This window comes from Planktothrix mougeotii LEGE 06226 (assembly GCF_015207485.1).
In the GTDB taxonomy this organism is placed as follows: Bacteria; Cyanobacteriota; Cyanobacteriia; order Cyanobacteriales; family Microcoleaceae; genus Planktothrix.
The window spans coordinates 23,676-43,865 of sequence record NZ_JADEWU010000009.1 but is presented as its reverse complement, the minus strand read 5'-3'; the positions used below and the strand labels follow the sequence as shown (position 1 = coordinate 43,865).

General features: G+C 37.4%; 12 protein-coding genes. 4 read left to right on the top strand and 8 right to left on the bottom strand.

Annotated elements, in window-relative coordinates:
• The first annotated feature begins 13 nt into the window (after positions 1-13).
• Entirely contained in the window at positions 14-769 is a 756-nt protein-coding gene (locus IQ236_RS06330) for a DevA family ABC transporter ATP-binding protein (RefSeq protein ID WP_193868481.1), read from the top strand.
• A 75-nt stretch (positions 770-844) separates the two neighbouring features.
• Here the strand turns inward: IQ236_RS06330 and IQ236_RS06325 are convergent, their stop codons facing one another.
• From IQ236_RS06325 to IQ236_RS06315, 3 genes are all read right to left on the bottom strand, one after another.
• Positions 845-2,437: a bifunctional metallophosphatase/5'-nucleotidase gene (locus IQ236_RS06325; RefSeq protein WP_193868480.1), complete on the bottom strand. Its 1,593-nt coding sequence runs from the start codon at positions 2,435-2,437 to the stop codon at positions 845-847.
• 120 nt (positions 2,438-2,557) lie between these two features.
• On the bottom strand, positions 2,558-2,908 hold the full coding sequence (locus IQ236_RS27625) for a DUF4926 domain-containing protein (RefSeq protein WP_228041457.1): 351 nt from the start codon (positions 2,906-2,908) through the stop codon (positions 2,558-2,560).
• Positions 2,909-3,064: 156 nt separating this feature from the next.
• The gene (locus IQ236_RS06315) at positions 3,065-4,504 is read right to left on the bottom strand and encodes a glycoside hydrolase 100 family protein (RefSeq protein ID WP_193868479.1); all 1,440 of its coding nucleotides are present in this window, start codon (positions 4,502-4,504) and stop codon (positions 3,065-3,067) included.
• 109 nt (positions 4,505-4,613) lie between these two features.
• On the opposite strand from IQ236_RS06315, the gene IQ236_RS06310 reads away from it, so the two are divergent.
• Positions 4,614-8,093 carry a WD40 domain-containing protein gene (locus IQ236_RS06310; RefSeq protein WP_193868478.1) on the top strand — a complete coding sequence of 1,160 codons (3,480 nt, stop codon included), beginning with the start codon at positions 4,614-4,616 and terminating at the stop codon, positions 8,091-8,093.
• Positions 8,094-8,162: 69 nt separating this feature from the next.
• A complete protein-coding gene (locus IQ236_RS06305; RefSeq protein WP_193868477.1) occupies positions 8,163-11,657 on the top strand; it encodes an AAA-like domain-containing protein in 3,495 nt (1,164 codons plus the stop codon).
• A 99-nt stretch (positions 11,658-11,756) separates the two neighbouring features.
• Here the strand turns inward: IQ236_RS06305 and IQ236_RS06300 are convergent, their stop codons facing one another.
• From IQ236_RS06300 to IQ236_RS06285, 4 genes are all read right to left on the bottom strand, one after another.
• Positions 11,757-12,494: a DUF928 domain-containing protein gene (locus IQ236_RS06300; protein WP_193868476.1), complete on the bottom strand. Its 738-nt coding sequence runs from the start codon at positions 12,492-12,494 to the stop codon at positions 11,757-11,759.
• A 447-nt stretch (positions 12,495-12,941) separates the two neighbouring features.
• Positions 12,942-15,224 carry a CHASE2 domain-containing protein gene (locus tag IQ236_RS06295; RefSeq protein WP_193868475.1) on the bottom strand — a complete coding sequence of 761 codons (2,283 nt, stop codon included), beginning with the start codon at positions 15,222-15,224 and terminating at the stop codon, positions 12,942-12,944.
• Between the two features lie 71 nt (positions 15,225-15,295).
• On the bottom strand, positions 15,296-16,231 hold the full coding sequence (locus tag IQ236_RS06290; protein WP_193868474.1) for a DUF1822 family protein: 936 nt from the start codon (positions 16,229-16,231) through the stop codon (positions 15,296-15,298).
• 48 nt (positions 16,232-16,279) lie between these two features.
• Positions 16,280-16,927, bottom strand: coding sequence for a sigma-70 family RNA polymerase sigma factor (locus IQ236_RS06285; RefSeq protein WP_193868473.1), 648 nt, complete (start codon positions 16,925-16,927; stop codon positions 16,280-16,282).
• 51 nt (positions 16,928-16,978) lie between these two features.
• Here IQ236_RS06285 and IQ236_RS06280 point away from each other — a divergent pair, with 51 nt between their 5' ends.
• Positions 16,979-19,339: a CHAT domain-containing protein gene (locus IQ236_RS06280; protein ID WP_193868472.1), complete on the top strand. Its 2,361-nt coding sequence runs from the start codon at positions 16,979-16,981 to the stop codon at positions 19,337-19,339.
• A gap of 4 nt (positions 19,340-19,343) precedes the next feature.
• Here the strand turns inward: IQ236_RS06280 and IQ236_RS06275 are convergent, their stop codons facing one another.
• Positions 19,344-20,084, bottom strand: a complete 741-nt coding sequence (locus tag IQ236_RS06275) for a TIGR04283 family arsenosugar biosynthesis glycosyltransferase (RefSeq protein WP_193868471.1) — start codon at positions 20,082-20,084, stop codon at positions 19,344-19,346.
• Positions 20,085-20,190: the final 106 nt, after the last annotated feature.

Here is a 20,190-nt window from a genome sequence, read left to right as displayed (position 1 = left end):
TTAGGTTAACTCCATGCAAACTCAAATCCAAGATATTCAAGAGTCCACAAAACGTAATCCAGCGATCTCGATTCAAAATTTAGATCATTATTTTGGAAAAGGGCAATTACAAAAACAAGTCTTATTTGATATTAACTTAGAAATTACCATTGGTGAAATTGTGATTATGACTGGCCCCTCTGGTTCAGGAAAAACCACATTATTAACCTTAATTGGTGCCTTACGTTCTGTACAGTCTGGAAGTTTAAATATATTAGGACGAGAACTTTTAGGTGCTAGTGCTGGAGAATTAGTTAAAGCTAGACGAAATACAGGTTATATTTTCCAAGCTCATAATTTACATGGGAGCTTAACCGCCTTACAGAATGTGCAAATGGGGTTAGAAGTTCAAGGAGCATTCTCTCGTTACCAAATGCAGCAAAAAGCTACTGCTATGTTAGAAAAAGTGGGGTTAGGAAATCGCTTAAATTATTATCCTGATAATCTTTCTGGAGGACAAAAACAACGAGTTGCGATCGCTCGTGCATTAGTCAGTCATCCCCCGATAGTTTTAGCCGATGAACCTACGGCTGCGCTTGATAGTCATTCGGGAAGAGATGTCGTTAATTTAATGCAAACCTTAGCCAAAGAACAGGGTTGTACTATCTTAATTGTTACCCATGATAATCGAATTTTAGATGTTGCCGATCGCATTCTTCACATGGAAGATGGCGCATTAGTAACTAATTCTGAATTAACACCTAATAATCAGTTAAAATCCAATACTTAATCTTAAATTAGGGTAGGATATTGGGTGGAGATAGGGAACAGGAAACAATAGTTTCTATCCCCTAATATTACTCTCCTAAAGGGATTGTTTAACCAGAATGCGATCGCCTGATTTTAGATTAATATTAGATTGTTGCTTAATATAATCAATCACGACATCCAGAAACAAAAATCCCGTATCAACAGAATTTTTTCCCGCCTTCATAACTTCATAACCATCTCCCCCATTCAGCATAAAACTATTGGTAATAACTCGATAGGTTGTGGTTAAATTCAGGGGTTTTTCTTGTCCAGTTTGATCAACAACAAAAATAGACAGAACGCGAGAACCAACGGGTGCTTTGGGGTCATAAATAAACCGTAATCCTGCAATTTGGGGAAATCTCCCTTCTCCTAATTCAACCTGACTCACACCATGTTCTAAGGCTTGTTTAATTTGTTCTCCGGTTAAGTCTAAACGACCAATAGTATTACCAAAGGGAAGCACTTCAATCACTTGACTCACACTAATCTGTCCCGGCGGAATACTAGAACGAATTCCACCGCCATTTACAATGGCAATTTGTGCACCATCGGGTCGGAATTTATTTAAAATGGCATCAGCAATTAAATTGCCTAAATTCGTTTCTTGAGTACGAACTTTATCTCGACTTCCATCTAAGAGAACATCGGTTTTACCGATAATGGTTTGACGTAAGATTTCTAAAGGCGTTGAAAAGGCTTCTAATTGTTTAGCAAAACTGGCATCCGGTGGAATTGTATTATCAATAGCATGGGGTGAACCTTGCCACGAAATAACGTCTCCTTGGCGATTAAATTTAACTTTTAAATCCCCTAAATATTTCCCCCATTCCCAATCTGTAACAACTAAAACAGTTTTACCATTGGGTGTGTTAGTAACAACAGGATAGGGTTGTGTTGCATTCGGCATAGAACCTAGAGGGGTATGGCTATGTCCGCCAATAATAATATCAATATCATCGATATTTCTGGCTAAATTCAAATCGGATTCAAACCCAATATGAGTTAAACCAATAATTTTATTAATCCCTTGCTGCTTTAATTCTGCAACAGCTTGTTTTGTCGCTTCCATCGTATTAGTAAAGGTCACGCCTTCCCCTGGACTTGAAAGTTTAGCGGTTTCTTCTACGGTTAAGCCAAAAACTCCGATTTTTTCTCCATTAACTGATAGAATTACCCAAGGTTTAACTAAATTTTTTAAAGGGGAATAATCGGCAACTTTTAGATTAGCAGAAACGATAGGAAATTTCGCTTTTTTAATAAAATCAGCTAAAATGCCTTGTCCGCGATCAAATTCATGGTTTCCCAAGGTGCCAGCTTGATAATTCATCTGATTATAAAAGGATAAATCTGCTTGACCCAAATATTGATTAAAATATAAGGTTCCTTGAAAAATATCACCTGCATCTAAAAGCAGCGTTTCTCTAGGATTTTCCGATTTTAATTGATCAATTAAGGTTTTTCGTTGAGCAATTCCCCCCAATTGTGTTTCCTTTGTCGTAATCGCGTCTAAATGAGCATGATGATCATTGGTATGGAGAATTCGGAGGTTAAATTCTGGGTTAAATAATCCTAAGCTTTGGGGGGCGATCGCTAAAATTAGCCCGATTAAAAATAAACTTAAACCAAATTTTAATGTCCGTTTCATAGGGTAAGTTTTCCTTGATTATTTCTCTGGATTTTTAATACATAAACCGGGTTCCTGACTGGTATTCAGAAGGTGATATTAATAGGAGAAGTTGAGAAACCCGGTTTCTCGAATTACCGTTTAAAATAACTCTTGATTTGCCTGATTTTCAGGAGATTCTGAGGAATTAGATTGCTCATGAACGACTTGAGGAACTTCATAACTAATATCCCCAAAAGCAGAAATAAAAGCCCCCATTTCTGGTGTATCAATCACAACTGAAAATTGATCAGGATATAGGATTACACTTTCATATTCAAAACCCGGTTCTCCAGTTTCACTCAAAATTGTTAGGTCAACCGCATACCCTTCTTTGGGTCGTTCATAACATTCGATAACTGTTCCAATTGTGCCTTTTGGAATCAGGGATTTTCCAAAATCTGCGGGAATATCCACTAAAGTTTTAATGCGATCATAGGTTTGTGCTTTCATGATTCAGTCCTAAACGGAAGTGAAACGAACAGTTGGGGGTTTCGAGTCTGTTATGGCTGTGACCTTTCCAATCTGTAAGTTTGTAAGGTTGGGTCTATCATAGCGGATCAGTTTGCATTCGTCTAATTGATCTGGAAATTCAAAATAGAATTTCTCTTAATCATCAGGTGAAGCTGAAAATGAAATTAGGTCTAAATATTGAGGATTTTGGAGTAAATATTGGGCAACTAAATAGCCGGAAATTGTCCAAGTTTGATACAGTCTTGCTTGACGACCAATAATTTTTCCATCTTCATCATCATAATATTCTGGCCATTCATCCTTGACTAAATTTTTTTCAGCAATTGTAATCGCATGGTTGGCAATTTCTGCTTGACCCATTTTGATAGATGCTGCTGCTAATGACCAGATTAAAACCGGCCAATTTCCGCCATTATGATATGACCAAGGGACATTTTTAGGATCACATCCGGTAATAATTTCCCAATCTCGACCACTGACAGCCGGATAACAAATTTTCATCGGCATTTCTCCAATTAAACTTAACCATTGTTGTTCAATTAAGGTCAAAATGGCTTGGGATTGTTTTGGGGTAGTTAAAGAACTAATTATTGATAATAAATTCCCTTGAGTAAAGAACCGAAAATCGATCCAACCCACTCCAACATTTCCGACTAAATAGCCTCCTTTGCGATCTAACCATCGTAAAACCCAACCAGGAACCGTATTGGCATAAATATTAAATTTATTTAATGCCGTTTCTCCAAATTCTTCAGTTTGATAACGATAGACTCGACGTAATAAACCCGCATCTAACCAATAGTGATGTCGAATATACTTGATTAATCGATGACATCGATTTTCTAAGTCTAAAAGTTGAACATCTTCAGGATTTAATAATTCTAATCCTACTTTTAAAGCAATATAAAATAAAGCTTGAATCTCGATAGGATGACCGTAAACCCCCATGCGTCGATCAATCATAAATGCTCCTTCAGGAACTAACAGGGTTGGGGTCATATCAAAGCGTTTCGCTGAACATAGCTCTAATAATAATTTAATTCCCCGTTGAAATTCAGGACGATGGGCAATTTTTTCTTCAGGAACATTAGCTTGATCACAGGCTTTTTCATAAATTTTCAATAAGAAAATCCACCATAATCCTGAATCAACGGGAGTCACTCGACCAATAGCACGTTGACCAAAATCAGCTTTAATTTCCTGTTGATTAACCACTAAAAAACTAGCAGGCATTAACCCTTCTCCGGGTCTAACCCATTCGCCATTTTGAGGATCTTGAGTCAAAAGAGCTTGGCGCACTTCTGCAAATAATCCTTCACCTTTAATTGGGCTTTCCCAATCTAATTGTAACCCTAAAGTGACTTCTAAAAAATTTTTAACAATGTCTCGTTTTCCCTGCATTAAAAAAGCTAACCCACAGGGAAAGAAATCTCGAATAAAACATTCATTATAATTAAGTTGTTCTTCGACTAACACCTTTTCAGTCGCGGCAACGGTTCCGACTGGTTTACCGTTATAAAATCGAATGGATTGTTGAAAGCAAGCTTCGGCTTCTGCTATTAAACTCTGATTCATAGGGGACAAGGGCAAATTTTCATTAAGACTAAAACTATTTTATCAACAGTAGAACCAATTTGATAAGATTATAAAAAATGGCTATAGATCCTCTATAAAAAATCCCCTAATGCTAACTGTATATCAAGTCGGTGGGAGTTTACATAATAATGACCCTACTTATGTGGTTCGTTCCAGTGACCATCAACTGTATAATGCCTTAAAAGCGGGAGAATTTTGCTATGTGTTTAATTCTCGACAAATGGGCAAATCCTCCTTATTAGTCAGAACCAAACATCAACTTGAAACCGAAGGATATTGTTGTGCTGTGATTGATCTGACCCAAATTGGCAGCCAAGACACCACGCCGCTACAATGGTATAAAGGCATTATGATGGATTTATTGCGGGGGTTTGGATGTTTTGGTAAACTGAATTTTAAAACCTGGTGGAACGAACAAGAGGGAATTTCTTTAGTCCAAAAATTTAATGAATTCTTAGATATTTTATTAATCCAACAATTCCCTGAACAGAATCTCTGTATTTTTATTGATGAAATTGATAGCCTTCTGAGTCTAAATTTCCCGATAGATGACTTTTTTGCCTTAATTAGAGCTTGTTATAATCAACGAGCGGTTAACTCCGAATATAAACGCTTAACCTTTGCCTTATTTGGTGTAGCTACCCCTAGTGATTTAATTGCAGATAAAACCCGCACCCCGTTTAATATTGGAACCGCCATTAATTTAACGGGATTTACCTTAGAAGAAGCACCCCCTTTAGTCCAAGGATTAACCGGAATTTTTGCACAGCCTGAAGAAGTTCTCCAAGAGGTGTTAAACTGGACAAACGGACAGCCATTTTTAACTCAAAAATTATTAAATTTATTACTGTTAAATCATCAAGGAAAACCGGATTTAATTGCTCAAAATAGCCCGACCCTTTGGATCAAAAAAATCGTGCGATCGCAAATGATTGAAAATTGGGAATCTCAAGACGAACCCGAACATTTAAAAACGATTCGAGATCGGCTAATTCATAACTCAAAAAACGCGGGAAGACTTTTAGGAATTTACCAAAATATTATCCAAGGAAGCGAAATTAAAGCCAATGATAGCCGAGAACACATCGAATTATTTTTATCGGGTTTAATCATTAAATCCCAGGGATATTTAAAAGTGAGGAACTTAATTTATCAAGAAGTGTTTAATTTAGGGTGGGTACAAGAACAATTAGCGAAACTCCGCCCCTATTCCCAAAGCTTTGACGCTTGGATTGCGTCGGGTCAACAAGATGAATCTCGTTTATTAAGAGGACAGGCGTTAAAAGATGCTCAACAGTGGGCGATGGGAAAAAGTTTAAGCGATTTAGATTATAATTTTCTCAGTGCTTCCCAAGATATTGATCATCAAGAAAGCCAACAAAAATTAGAAGTAGAACGAGCTAAAGCCATAGAAAAGCAGTTAATAGAAAAAGAAAAACGCTTACAACAGGAGCAAAAGAATACCCGATTACAACGATTATTATTAGGAGCGATTAGTCTAGCATTTTTGCTATCTTCTGGCTTAGGATTCTTTGCTTTTAGACAATATCGAGAAGCCCGCATCAGTGAAATTAAAGCGTTAACGTCCTCCTCAGAAGGCTTGTTTTCTTCCCATCGTCAGTTAGATTCCATGATTGAAGCTATTAAAGCCAAACGCAGATTAGAGAGTTTAGGAGGTGTTGATCAAGAAACAACAGAAAATGTAGAAAAGGTATTGAAACAAACCGTTTATAACATCAATGAATTTAACCGTTTGATCGGTCATAAAGCTCCCGTACTGAGTGTTGCCATTAGTCCTAACGATCAATTAATTGCTACTGCCAGTGTTGATAAAACCATTAAAATTTGGCAACGAGATGGCAAGTTATTGCAAACCTTAAAACAGAACGGTATAGCGTCTAGCGTTGCATTTAGTCCTGACAGTCAACAGATTATTTCAGGACATTTTGATGGTAGTATGAAACTCTGGCGTATTGATGGCACTTTAGTCAAAACAATTCAGATTAATCAAACCCCTGTTCGGAAAGTTGCCTTTAGTCCTAATGGTCAGTTGTTTGCCTCAGCCAGTTCGGATCAAAGGGTAAGATTATGGCGACTGGATGGCAGATTATGGAAAACATTAAAAGGGCATCAACTCTCGGTGCTGGCTGTCGCTTTTAGTCCAGATAGTCAGATTGTTGCTTCCGCAGGACTCGATCAAACGATTAAACTGTGGAGTAGGGATGGCAGATTATTGAAAACCCTACAAAACCATCAAAATGCGGTCTTAGATGTGGCGTTTTGTTCTCAAGAAAATTTACTGGTTTCAGGAAGTGGCGATCGCACCGCTAAAATTTGGAAAACTGACGGTACTTTAGTTAAAATACTTCACAGCGATCAAGCTATTTCAGGGGTTGATTGTCGAGGTGAATATATTGTTACCAGTGGCAAAGATAATCAAGCTAAAATTTGGACAATAGAGGGCAATTTTATTCGAGATTTAAAACAGCATCGTACCACTGTTCGAGATGTAACTTTGAGTTCCGATGGTTTGATTGCCGCTTCCGCCAGTGATGATGGCACCGTTAAACTCTGGAAATACAATACAGAGTTATTAAAACCACTCTACGGTCATCAGGATGCAATTTGGCAACTCGCCACCAGTTCAGATGGCAAATGGATCGCCTCTGTGAGTGAAGATGACACCCTAAAATTATGGCATTCAGATGGCAGACTGCGGCAAACCCTCAAACAACCGGAAGGGAGTTTTCGCAGTGTCAGGTTTAGTCGGGATAGTCGCATCCTCGTGACTGTGAATACAAAAGCTCTTGTGCAGCTTTGGGAGTTAGACAATCGTAAACCATTACCTCTGAAATTATTCCGAACTTGGGGAGGACATCAAGCGCCTCTTTTTGCGGTAGCCATCACTCCTGACGGTCAAATTATTGCTTCCGGGGGTGATGACAAAACTATCAAAATTTGGAATTTTGAAGGCAAATTATTGCAGAGTATTAACGCTCATAAAGAGAGAATTTGGCAATTAGCTTTTAGTCAGGATGGTCAACTTCTCGCTTCAGCCAGCCAAGATGGTACCGTCCAACTTTGGCAACTGAATGGTAAACCCGTGAAAACCCTAACCGTTGAGCAGGGTGCAGTTTTGGGACTGGCGTTTAGTCCTAATGGGAATCAAATTGTAACTGCAAGTTTGGATAATACCCTTAAATTTTGGCAACTGAATGGAACATTACTTAAAACTATTAAGGGAAATAATGATGGATTTCTGCAAGTTGCTTTTAGTCCTGATGGTCAAACAATTGCCACTGGTGCTATTGATAATCAGGTGAGATTATGGAATCTAAATGGAGAGTTGCTCAAGACCTTACCCGGACATCAAGGAACCGTAGGTAATGTTGTGTTTACTGCGGATGGAAAATTCCTAGTTTCTGGAGGAGATGATGGCACTATTATTTTATGGAATTTACAACAAATTCGGACTCTCAACACGTTCAATTATGCTTGTAATTGGGTGAGGGATTATTTACGAACAAATATTGAAGTTGAGGAAAGCGATCGTTTGTTATGTCCATAACCGATTTTTCCGGGTGACTTCCTATAAAATAAAAACCTACGAACGTAATTTATCGCCCTAAACTACCAAATGTTAACTCAATATCAAGTCGGTGGGAGTTTACATAATAATGACCCAACCTATGTGGTGCGTTCCAGTGACCACGAACTTTATAACGCCTTAAAAGCCGGAGAATTTTGTTATGTGTTTAATTCGCGGCAAATGGGCAAATCTTCCTTATTAGTTAGAACCAAACATCAACTCGAAGCCGAAGGATATTGTTGTGCCGTTGTCGATATGACCCGCATTGGAAGCCAAGATACCACTCCGTTACAATGGTATAAAGGGATTGTGGTAGATTTATTAAGGGGATTTGGATGTTTTGGTAAACTGAACTTTAAAGCCTGGTGGAACGAACAAGAGGGAATTTCTTTATTACAAAAATTAAGTGAACTTTTAGAAATTTTATTAATTGAGCAATTTCCCGGACAGAATCTCTGTATTTTTATTGATGAAATTGATAGTATTCTCAGTCTTGATTTTCCCATTGATGACTTTTTTGCTTTAATTCGGTATTGTTATAATCAACGAGCGATTAATCCTGAATATCAACGTTTAACCTTTGCCTTATTTGGTGTGGCGACTCCCTCATATTTAATTGCCGATAAAACCCGCACCCCGTTTAATATTGGTACAGCCATTGAGTTAACCGGGTTTACCTTAGAAGAAACCGCCCCTTTAGCTCAAGGATTAATTGAAGTTTTTGAACAGCCTGAAGTCATTATTCAAGAAGTTTTAAATTGGACAAATGGGCAACCTTTTTTAACTCAAAAATTATTAAACTTAGTGGTATTAAATCAGCCCCAAAAAACGGATATCATTGCTCACAATAGTCCTAGCCTCTGGATTAAAAAAATCGTGCGATCGCAAATGATTGACAAATGGGAATCTCAGGACGAACCTGAACATTTACGAACCATCCGAGATCGCTTGCTTCATAACTCAAAGCAGACCGGAAGATTATTAGGAATTTACCAAACAATTCTACAAGGGAAAAAAATAAAAACGAATGATAGCCCCGAACAAATTGAACTCCTCTTATCCGGTTTAATCATCAAATATCAGGGATATTTAAAAGTTAGAAACCCCATTTATCAAGAAGTCTTTAATTTAGAGTGGGTACAACAACAATTAGCCAAACTGCGCCCCTATTCCCAGACCTTTGATGCTTGGATTGCATCGGGTCAACAGGATGAATCCCGTTTATTAAGAGGACAAGCGTTAAAAGATGCTCAACAGTGGGCGCTGGGAAAAAGTTTAAGCGATTTAGATTATCAGTTTCTCAGCGTATCTCAGGAAATTGACCGCCAAGAAATTCAAAAAAGATTAGAATTAGAACGAGCAAAAGTCATTGAATTAAAATTAATTGAAGAACAGAAACGCTTACAGCAGGAACAAAAAATAGCCCGATTACAACGATTATTTTTAGGGGCTATTAGTATCGCCTTCCTGATTTCTTCCGGTTTGGGATTATTTGCTTTTAAACAATACAGAGAAGCTCGGATTAGTGAAATTAAAGCCTTAACTTCTGCTTCCGAAGGCTTGCTGACCTCCAATCGCCAATTAGATGCCCTGATCGCCGCGATTAAAGCTAAACGCCAATTAGAAAGTTTGGGAAATATTAATAGCGAAACCAGCAAAAATGTCGAAATGGTATTAAATCAAGCGGTCTATAAAAGTTATGAATTTAACCGTTTAAACGGACATAAAGGCAATGTTACGGCTGTTAATATCAGCCCTGATCTTCAGTTAATTGCCACCGGAAGTGACGATCAAACCGTGAAAATTTGGAAACCCGATGGCACACTTCTGCATATCTTGAAACATACCGGAGCAGTCTGGCGGGTTATGTTTAGTCCTGACAGTCGTTTAATTGTTTCTGGAAGTTTAGATGGCACGGTCAAACTTTGGCGTGTTGATGGTACATTAATCACAAGTTTTCAAGCCCATGAAGGGCCCGCTTGGGGAGTTGCTTTTAGCCCCGATGGTAAATTAATTGCTTCATCAGGGGGAGATAAGCAGGTAAAATTGTGGACGCTGGATGGGGGACTTTTAAAAACATTTATCGGTCATCAAAATATCGTTCGCAATGTAGCTTTTAGTCCCGATAGTCAGATGATTGCTTCTGGGGGAGCCGATAATACCATTAAGTTATGGAGCCTTGATGGTCGCTTGCTAAAAACCCTAAAAGGACATCAGAAAACCGTCTGGGATTTTAAATTTTGTGCCTCTACAAATTTACTCGTTTCTATCAGTCAGGATTTCACCGCCAAACTGTGGAAACTAGACGGCACTTTAGTCAAAACAATTCCCAATAATCGGCCTTTTTTGGGCATTGATTGTCAAGGTCAACACATTACCACCATTGACGAAGAAAACACAATTAAAACTTGGAAATTTGATGGCACATTGAGGGAAGAATTCAAGCAGCTTCAAAGTTTTGTTGGATTCGTAGCCATCAGTTCTAATGGTTTGATAGAAGTTTCTGCTAACAATCAAGGCGTGATTAAACTTTGGAAGATCAATCACGATCTATTAAAACCCCTCACCGGACATCAGAATACCGTTTGGGATGTAGCAACCAGCAGAGATGGTCAATTAATCGCATCAACCAGTGTGGATGAAACCCTAAAATTATGGCGGTCTGATGGCACACTTTTACAAACACTCAAAGATAAAAAATCGACCGTTTTTCGGACTGTTGTTTTTAGTCAAGATAGTCGGATATTAGTGACAGGTAGTGTTAATCAGACGGTGCAACTCTGGGATATTAGTCATCCTGAAACCTCAGAAATCAAACTTCTAAAAACATGGGTCGGACATCAATCTCCGATTAATGCTTTGGCAATTAGTCCTGATGGAAAAATCATCGCCTCTGGAGGAGATAAAAGCATCAAACTCTGGAATTTTGACGGCAAATTACTGCATAGTTTTCCTGCTCATCGTGACATTATTTGGAAATTAGCATTTAGTCCTGATGGTCAATTTATTGCCTCTGCCAGTGCTGATCATACTGCTAAATTTTGGAAAACAGATGGTTCATTAGTGGCAACGCTTAATCATGATAGTTTAGTTTGGGGAGTTGCTTTTAGTCCTGATGGGAATTCTATTGTTACTTCTAGTCGAGATGGTACCCTAAAATTTTGGCAATTAGATGGAAAATTATTAAGAACAATATCCAATCAAGGCAAAGGATTAAACCGACTTGCGATTAGTCCTGACGGTCAAACTATTGCCACTGCGGGAGTTGATTCTAATGTAAAATTATGGAGTCCCACCGGAGAATTATTGGCAACTTTACCCAGACATCAATCTATGGTTTTTAGTGTTGCTTTTACCGAGGATGGGAACTTTCTGGTTTCTGGCGGAGAAGAAGGCACTGTTATTCTCTGGAATTTAAACAATATTCGCACTCTCAATCCCCTTAATTATGCTTGTGATTGGGTCAGGGATTATTTGCGAACAAATATTGAAGTTGAGGAAAGCGATCGCTCTTTGTGCGAAGGAATTAAACCCCAAAAATAGCCGACCCAAATTGATCATTTCAATCAATTGGATGGTCATAATTCATAATTCATAATTCATAATTCATAATTCCCTTTTTAAGGGGGGATTTAGGAAAATCTAATCTTGAGATATAATCGGTTCTTCTGCCAAATTTTCTAATCCTATTGAGGTTAATAACTCCTTCCATTCTTTTAAAATTCGAGGATCTTGGGGTTTTTCCTGCCGCATTGCTCCTAACATAGTTAGAGTTTCATACCAGAATTGATTTTGGGCATAAACCTCTATTTGTTCTAAAGGAGTTGTGGATTTTTCTAACTGATTCATTAACGCTGCTGTGGGTGCAACCCGTTGAATTGATCCTTGCACATAATCATCTTCTGCCCTAATTTTGGGATTACAAATAAAGGCAAACTGCCAAGAATAGGTTTTACCCACTTCTAAAGCAGGAGCATTTTGAGGCAGTTTAAACTTAATAATTCCAGGGGTTCCTGAAAGGGTTATTTTTTCTTTAAAAATCGCTTCTTCCTGATCATCTAAAAGAATAAATTCAGCTTGAGATTCACCATTCGATTGATAGGGAACATAAACCCAAAATGTCGGGTAGGCGGATAACGTTAAATCTATTTTACTATTAGGAATTATAGCTGTTAACGGTTTCGTTACGGCTGGACATCCTGTTCGACTTCCCGAACCTTCTCGGTTGTTATCTCCTTCTGAATCAGGGGGTGTAAATTCCGTTGCTACTGGCTGAGAATTTGAGGTATTTACTTGTGGAGTTACCGAGTTAAAATCGGCAAAAATAGACAATAAATGAATTGAAAGAAAGGCGAACACTGTCAATTGAGTTAGATTCATAAATGAATGCTAATTTTTAATACAAAAACGATCAAGAAACCGGGTTTCTAATTCCAGTTTGATTTGAGTAACAAAGGTTTCTTGAGAAACCCGGTTTCTGAGTTACTCATGCTAGTCAAGAAACCGGGTTTCTAATTCCAGTTTGATTTGAGTAACACAGGTTTCTGGGTTACTCATGCTAGTCAAGAAACCGGGTTTCTGATTTTAGTTTGATTTGAGTAACAAAGGTTTCTTGAGAAACCCGGTTTCTGAGTTACTCATGCTAGTCAAGAAACCGGGTTTCTAATTCCAGTTTGATTTGAGTAACAAAGGTTTTTTGAGAAACCCGGTTTCTGGTTACTTATCTATTGCGAGTTAGGGTAAACTTTATGCAAATACTACAAAAATTTATTGTAATACAAGATTTATAGGTTGTAAAGGGGAGAGATTCTCCGATTATAGACCTCACTATTTCAGTCGGATGAGCAGTGCTGATAATACTAATCCTAAACCCGGTGTTACTAAAGGAACCCAAACTCCCTGGACTAAAAACAACCAACACACCCCATACAGCATACCTGTAGCACTTCCCACAATCACCAGCAACCCAACTTGATCTCGAACAATCCAAGCTAACCCCCCACCCAACAACGACCACAAACTAATCCAGAGGAGTTCAACACTGATGGGCCAAACCGTCATTAACGGACGTCCATCTAATACAGCCGATATCATTTGACTCACCATTTCTGCTTGTAAAAATAACCCAGGAACAGGTTTTTCGCTATAGGGAGTTGACCAAGATTCCCCTTTACCGGAACTTGCTGTCGTCCCAATCAAAACGATTTTATCTTGAATTAAATTAGGGTCTACTTTTTGATTTAAAACCTCCGTTAAGGTTACGGATTTTGCCAGCTTAACGGAGTTTCGATAATTTAATAAAATTTGAAACATTGTGATATGATTTTTAGAATAAAATCCGACTCTAATTAAGCGTTTAAATAGGGTATTATTGATAATAATTATATCTGAATTATCACTCCGCTCCGGTTTAATCCCTTCATGGTTAAGATAATTTAATGCCACACGGGTACTAAATCCATATTGAGGATTACAGTTTTCAGAATCATTAATATTTGTAAACAAAATTTGGCGACGTAATACCCCATCAGAATCAATTTGAATATCACTAAAACCAACCTGATCATTAATTGCATTTAGGGGGGGTTTAATTGCGTCTTTATCCTGATTTTTCCCTTGACAAATCACCATGACTTGCTTTGGGTTATCCATTAGGAATTGAGTAAAATCTTGGCTACCTGGGGGTAGAGGATGATCTCGATAAAGATTTAACCCAATGACTCTCGGTTGATGACGTTGTAAGCTTTTTAAAACTTGGCTCAATTTTTGATCGGTAAGTGGCCATTTCCCGTTTAAATTTTGAATATCATTTTCAGTGATAGTAACTAATAATAATCGTTTGTCCGGTTGTTCAGGAGGACGCGATCGCATTAATTGATCATAAGCGTGTAATTCCCAAAATTCAAACCCTCCTAAAAATCGAAATCCAATAATTAAAATTATAACAGATAAATTAACCGCTAGAGGGAAAGAAGATAAAGATTTTAACTTATTTTTAAACTGAGCTTTCTTCGGAGGAATTTGAGGTTTAAATTGTAAGGGTAAAACCGCCGGATTTTGACAAATAACAGGCAACCAACTGGCACAAGGAAACTGATTTTCCCGAATATATAATCGTTCCCTAGCTTCTCGAACTGACAAATAAAAAGAGTTTCCCGATATCAATTTTTGCAGAAAAAATTTAAGAAAATGATGGGCGACAGCATCCGCAACGGGTTCTCGCATGACAATCATTTGGGGAATATTTAATTGGGTCAGTTCCGTTGCAATACCTAACCCATCACAGGAGTTAAAAATCGCTAAGGTTAACCCTCGTTCAATGGCTTTTTTAAACCCCGGTATTAAGTCTCTAACGGCGACTCGTTCTTGACGATTAATCGCAAATTCTCCCCTTTCTTCGTGATCAAAACTACAACTATGTCCGGCAAAAAATAGAATATCCCATCCCTGTTGATTCCATAACTGTTCATCTAATTGTTCACGAGAAGGTTCAACTAAAAATACCGTTTCTACATCCGGTAATGTCGTCAATAATTGGCGATCTGTATTGATATCAATACCTCGACTATCTCCCAAAATTGCTAAAATTCTAAGGTGAGTTTTAATGGAATTTGAAGAAAATTGTTGATGATATTCTGGGGTACTTAAAGCGAATTCTGCTTCGGGATAATCTTGGAAAAATTGCCACTGATGCCAAGGTAAACGGCGAACGGGAATATGATCGGTTTCTAAGATTAATTGAATGCGATCAGAAGGATGTAAAACCGAGCGTAATTTTTGATCAATTTTTCTAAACTCAGAAGAATTTAACCAATTATTGAAATAGTTTTTATATTGCTGACAAATATCCCCAAATTCTACTTGAGAAACTTGAGTAATATCTTCAGTTTCTAATTCAATTCTCGGACGAAACGCTAAACTTTGATAGAGACTTTGATACATTAATTGCCAACGACGGGCGATCGCCATTAATTCTGAACAACTCGGTAAACTACCATTAAACTTCATCGGATAGGGATTTCCTGAGTCCCAAACCATCACTGTGACCCCAGGAAAACCTGCGATTAAATCCCCTAACCCTAAGTTTAACAATACAATTTTATCGGTCATTCTATCTCTGGTTTTACAGTCTTAATTCAAGTATAATTTGTAGAGACATTATACACAACATCTCTACAAGTTTAAATTTGAAACGCCTCAGTAACAGCAACTTCACCGAACACTACTCGGATTTGAAATCGTTCTCCGGGTTGTCCTTTAAACCGAGGAAGTTGAATATAATTATCCTGTAAACGAGATGGAACTTCCTGCATGATTTCTTGGGATTCTCCGAGCAAAATTAACCGAACCCCAGGGGGTAAATACAATTGATTTTCCATCGGATACAGTCGAACTCTCACCGCAAATCTGCCATCGGATTCTATATTAAAAGCGACTAATAAAACAACCGTTATTTGTCCTAATTGTACTCCTAAATCGATTAATTTTGCCGCTTGAGTAATCTCCTCTCGATCTCCCGATAAACTCCGCATAGCAAACGCCTGTTGTTCATTGGTAAGATCGGATGAAATTAATTGCCATCCTGCTTCAAAAATATCAGCTAACCACAAACTTAACCGGGCAGGTTTAATCGGAAATAATAAGTTTAAATCCGAAAAAAAATCTTCAAAAGGTCGAAATTGTGTTAAAGGGATTTCTTCTTGATTTACCTGTTTAACAAATCCTATAATTTCCGCTTCTTTTAAAGAATCAAAAATCCTGATAGCAACATAACCGATGCGATTTGTCCAGACTTCCGCCGGAACAAAACAACTTTGCTCTTGTTCTCGTACAGGACGACATTCTAAACGCCCATTTCCGATTAGTTGTAAATCCGCAATATTGCCCCCTAATTGACAAATTGGATTCCAACTATCACTGGTATTAAGTTCAGTCGAAATTTCCATCCATTGTAAATAAGTATTCACGATCCAAACCGCTAAGGTATTCAAATAAACTTGCTCTCGTTTAGCAGGAGTTGGATGTTGTCGGGCAAACTGTTGCGCTTGTTCGTGGGCGGTTTGCGGAATCAACATCGGTAAGGTTTGATTGTCAAGATGAAAAGAGTTATTGACCATAAATTAAAGGCTCCAAATTTTTAATGATGACTCCTAAATTTCCTCTTGTTATAGATATCCCTCAGCCTCGCCAAATTTACGCAAATATTTTGTACAATTTCGTTCATAAAAACTGCTGAGGGTAGAAACGGGTAAACCCAATTCTTGAGATAAGTCTTTCCAATTCGTTTCCGGGGGTAAACGTCGTAAAATGAGCAGTTGACAGGTAACATCCTTTCGCCCGCGAATATGATGATTGCATAACTCCCCAGTAACATCACTTTCTGCCCATTTTCGCACCGTTTCTAACATCGGTGGAACATCTTCAGGCGCTTTGAGAGTCTCTAAAATATTAATGAATTGATTTTCAAATAAAATTTCATTCGATATCATCCGATTAGCTTGTTGTTCGATTTTACTTTTCTCATTATGTAAAACCCATTTTAGATGGTTATTCAGCCAAGTAATAACACTACTTAATTCGGAATTATAACATTTACCTGTAACAGATTCACATAAATTTAAACAAAAAAATAACCAGCTTTTTTGCCATGCGTCTGCATAATAAGATGTATTTTCCTGCCAAAGTTTACCTGATTTTTGAATGACCCGATAAATCTGAGTTAAACCTCGCTGACGTTCTACGGTTTTCGGTGGAAATTGGCAAGTTTGAGCAATCAGTTGCTGTAAATTTTTCTCAAATTCTGTTAAAGACATCTCAAATTAGACTAAGATTAATTTTGAGGTCAGAATTAATTATAAACAAGTATGCGACGCCGAACTTTATTTTTTTGGTTTTATGGGACATTGTTACTTTCCTTTACATCTGCTCTGGGAATCAACAAACCCAATTCAGTCTTAGCCCTTCCCACCCCCCAGGAAGCGATGAAACTTTATGAACAAGCAAATCAATATATTGATCAAGGAAACTTCAGCCAAGCTTTAACAACATTAAAACAAGCATTAACTCAATTTCAAGCATTAGGAGATCAACTCAGTGAAGCCGGAATATTAAATGATATTGGATTAGTCTATCGTAATCAAGGTCAGTATGAAACAGCCTTAGAGTATGCGGAAAAAGCCTTAAAAATTCGTCAAACTTTAAACGATCAATCTGGAATTGCTCAAAGTCTTACTAATATTGCTGAAGTTTATAGTGTACAAGGGAACTATCCCCAAGCAATAGAATATTTTGAAAACACTTTAAAGATTGTGGAAAAATTAGGTGAAACCCAATCCCAAGGTTATATTTTAAATAGTTTAGGGGGAGTTTACCAAAATTTAGGACAATATCAAAAAGCTCACTCTTATTTTCAAGAGTCCTTGTCTATTTTTCAGAAATTAAAGCAACCTTGGGAAGAAGCTATTCTATTTAATAATATCGCGTCTAATTATGTTTATCAGCGTCAATATGAGCCAGCAAAATTAATGCTTGAGAAAGCCTTGGCCATCTCTCAAGAAATTAAAGATCAGCAAGGAATAGCTCAAAATTTAGTTAATTTAGCTGCCGTTTATGACCATTTAGAACAATATCCGAAAGCCTTAGAATTCTATCAACAAGGGTTAGAGTTAGCAACCCAAGTAGGAGATTTATCACTCATGGGACAAGCGTTAAATAATATGGGAACAGTGTATCGACTTCAACACCAATATGAATCGGCGATTAATTCCTATCAAAAAGCGTTAGAAGTTAGAACACAAATCAAAGAGAAATTAGGCATCACGATAACTTTAAATAATCTAGGAGTCGCTCAATTTGAATCCGGTAAACTTCCCCAAGCCACAGAAACCCTTTATACTGCCATTCATCAATTTGAAACCTTGCGTCCGGGGTTAAATGATGAAAATAAAATTGCTTTATTTGAAAGATTTGCCAATACCTATAGTATTTTACAGCAAGTTTTAATTAGCCAAAATCAAATTGAAAAAGCATTAGAAATTTCTGAACGGGGAAGATCCAGAGCGTTTGTAGAATTATTAGCTAAAAATTTAGTTCCCGAAGACATCAAAAAAATTGAGGTTACTCCTCCTAATATTAATCAAATTAAACAAATTGCTCAAGAACAACAATCAACCTTAGTCGAATATTCGATAGTAGTTGATGAAAAGGGTAAAAATTCTCAGTTATTAATTTGGGTGATTTCACCCACCGGAAAGATTGATTTTCGTTCCGTTGATTTAACACAATTTCCCCAGTTAGGAGATAATTTATTAACTTTTATATCCCAAGGAAACCAAGACCAACGAATTAATAATGCTTTAACTGGAATTGATACAGAAGTTTCTAATATTCCTCGGCAAAATATTAGTAATAAAAAGTTACAGGATTTATACCAAATTATTATTGAACCCATTGCAGATTTACTTCCCAAGACTCCAGAAGAACAGGTAATTTTTATTCCCCATCAAGAACTATTATTAGTTCCATTTGCAGCGTTAAATGATGCTAACGGTCGGTATTTAATTGAATCCCATACGATTAGAATTAATCCCTCCATCCAAGCTTTACAATTAACCCGTCAATACCCCAACTCTCAACACAGTGTAAAAACGGCTTTAGTCGTTGGTAATCCAAAAATGCCAATCGATATTCGGTCTCTTCCTGCTACTGAAACTGAAGCAAAAGTGATTGCTAATCTCCTCAAAACTCAACCCTTAATTGGAGAAAAAGCTACTGAAACTGCTGTTATTAATTTAATGAAAGATGCTAAAGTAATTCACTTAGCAACTCATGGCTTATTCAATGATTTTACCGGATCAGGACTTCCGGGTGCGATCGCACTTTCTGCTTCAAATCAAGCTGATGGCTTACTAACAACGGCAGAAATTATGAATTTAAAACTCAACGCCAATCTATTAGTATTAAGTGCCTGTAATACTTCCTCTGGAAAGATTACCAGCGATGGAGTCTTAGGATTATCTCGTGCTTTAATAACCGCAGGGGTTAAAAATTTAATGGTCACGTTATGGAGTGTTGATGATCAAAGAACAATGGAATTGATGCAAACCTTTTATCAAGAATTACAACAAAATCCAGATTACGCCCAAGCCTTACGTCAGGCTATGTTACAAATGATTAAAACCCATCCTGATCCTAAAAACTGGGGTGCTTTTATATTAATAGGATAACCCCTTAATAATCTTTCTTTCTTCCTTCATGTCTTAGTGTTTTGGTGGTTTTTTCTCTGCGATACCATTGAGATAACTTTACAGGGGAAATCCCTAAATAATACCCAATCACAACTAATTGATTAATTAACGTTGTTTTGAACACACCTAACTTTTGCCATCGTCGTCCTGATGTTATTACAGAACTCGATAAAATCTCAATTTTCCCTAAAGGATTTAAACGACGAATTAACTCAAAATCCTCCATAATGGGTTGTTCAGGAAATCCCCCAACTTCCCAAAAAGTAGAAGCTTTAATAAAAATAGCTTGATCTCCGTAGGGCATTTGTAAATATTTTGAACGCCAGAATACCGTTTTTTCAATTACCCTTAAACTGAATTCAGGATCATTAATTTTTAATTGAAATGCTCCCGCAATTATGTTAGAATTAACCCAAATCTTTCTAACTTCCTGTTCAAACCCCAAAGGTAATTGAGTATCCCCATGTAAAAATAATAAAATCTCCCCCGTTGCTATCTTTGCTCCTGCATTCATTTGTAGTGCTCGTCCCCGTTGGGTCACAATGACTTTCACCCCCAAACCTTGGGCAATCTCTACCGTATTATCCAGGCTTCCTCCATCCACAATAATCATCTCTATATTTTCTGCATTTTGAATCCCAGAAATCACCGACTCAATATTTTCGGCTTCATTTAAAACCGGAATAATAATTGAAATTTTTGCTATCGCTGGATTAAAATTCATCAATGGATTACTCAGCCAATTAGGTCAATTCATAAAATCCTTGATAATTTATCACGTTTTCTGAGATAATAATAACGAGATCAAAAACGGGTTTACAGCGAGGAAC

Bases quoted from the DNA above. Each gene is read 5' to 3' on its own strand.
- IQ236_RS06330 (WP_193868481.1), top strand. From the start codon at position 14: ATGCAAACTCAAATCCAAGATATTCAAGAGTCCACAAAACGTAATCCA.
- IQ236_RS06325 (WP_193868480.1), bottom strand. From the start codon at position 2,437: ATGAAACGGACATTAAAATTTGGTTTAAGTTTATTTTTAATCGGGCTA.
- IQ236_RS27625 (WP_228041457.1), bottom strand. From the start codon at position 2,908: ATGAAAGCACAAACCTATGATCGCATTAAAACTTTAGTGGATATTCCC.
- IQ236_RS06315 (WP_193868479.1), bottom strand. From the start codon at position 4,504: ATGAATCAGAGTTTAATAGCAGAAGCCGAAGCTTGCTTTCAACAATCC.
- IQ236_RS06310 (WP_193868478.1), top strand. From the start codon at position 4,614: ATGCTAACTGTATATCAAGTCGGTGGGAGTTTACATAATAATGACCCT.
- IQ236_RS06305 (WP_193868477.1), top strand. From the start codon at position 8,163: ATGTTAACTCAATATCAAGTCGGTGGGAGTTTACATAATAATGACCCA.
- IQ236_RS06300 (WP_193868476.1), bottom strand. From the start codon at position 12,494: ATGAATCTAACTCAATTGACAGTGTTCGCCTTTCTTTCAATTCATTTA.
- IQ236_RS06295 (WP_193868475.1), bottom strand. From the start codon at position 15,224: ATGACCGATAAAATTGTATTGTTAAACTTAGGGTTAGGGGATTTAATC.
- IQ236_RS06290 (WP_193868474.1), bottom strand. From the start codon at position 16,231: ATGGTCAATAACTCTTTTCATCTTGACAATCAAACCTTACCGATGTTG.
- IQ236_RS06285 (WP_193868473.1), bottom strand. From the start codon at position 16,927: ATGTCTTTAACAGAATTTGAGAAAAATTTACAGCAACTGATTGCTCAA.
- IQ236_RS06280 (WP_193868472.1), top strand. From the start codon at position 16,979: ATGCGACGCCGAACTTTATTTTTTTGGTTTTATGGGACATTGTTACTT.
- IQ236_RS06275 (WP_193868471.1), bottom strand. From the start codon at position 20,084: ATGAATTTTAATCCAGCGATAGCAAAAATTTCAATTATTATTCCGGTT.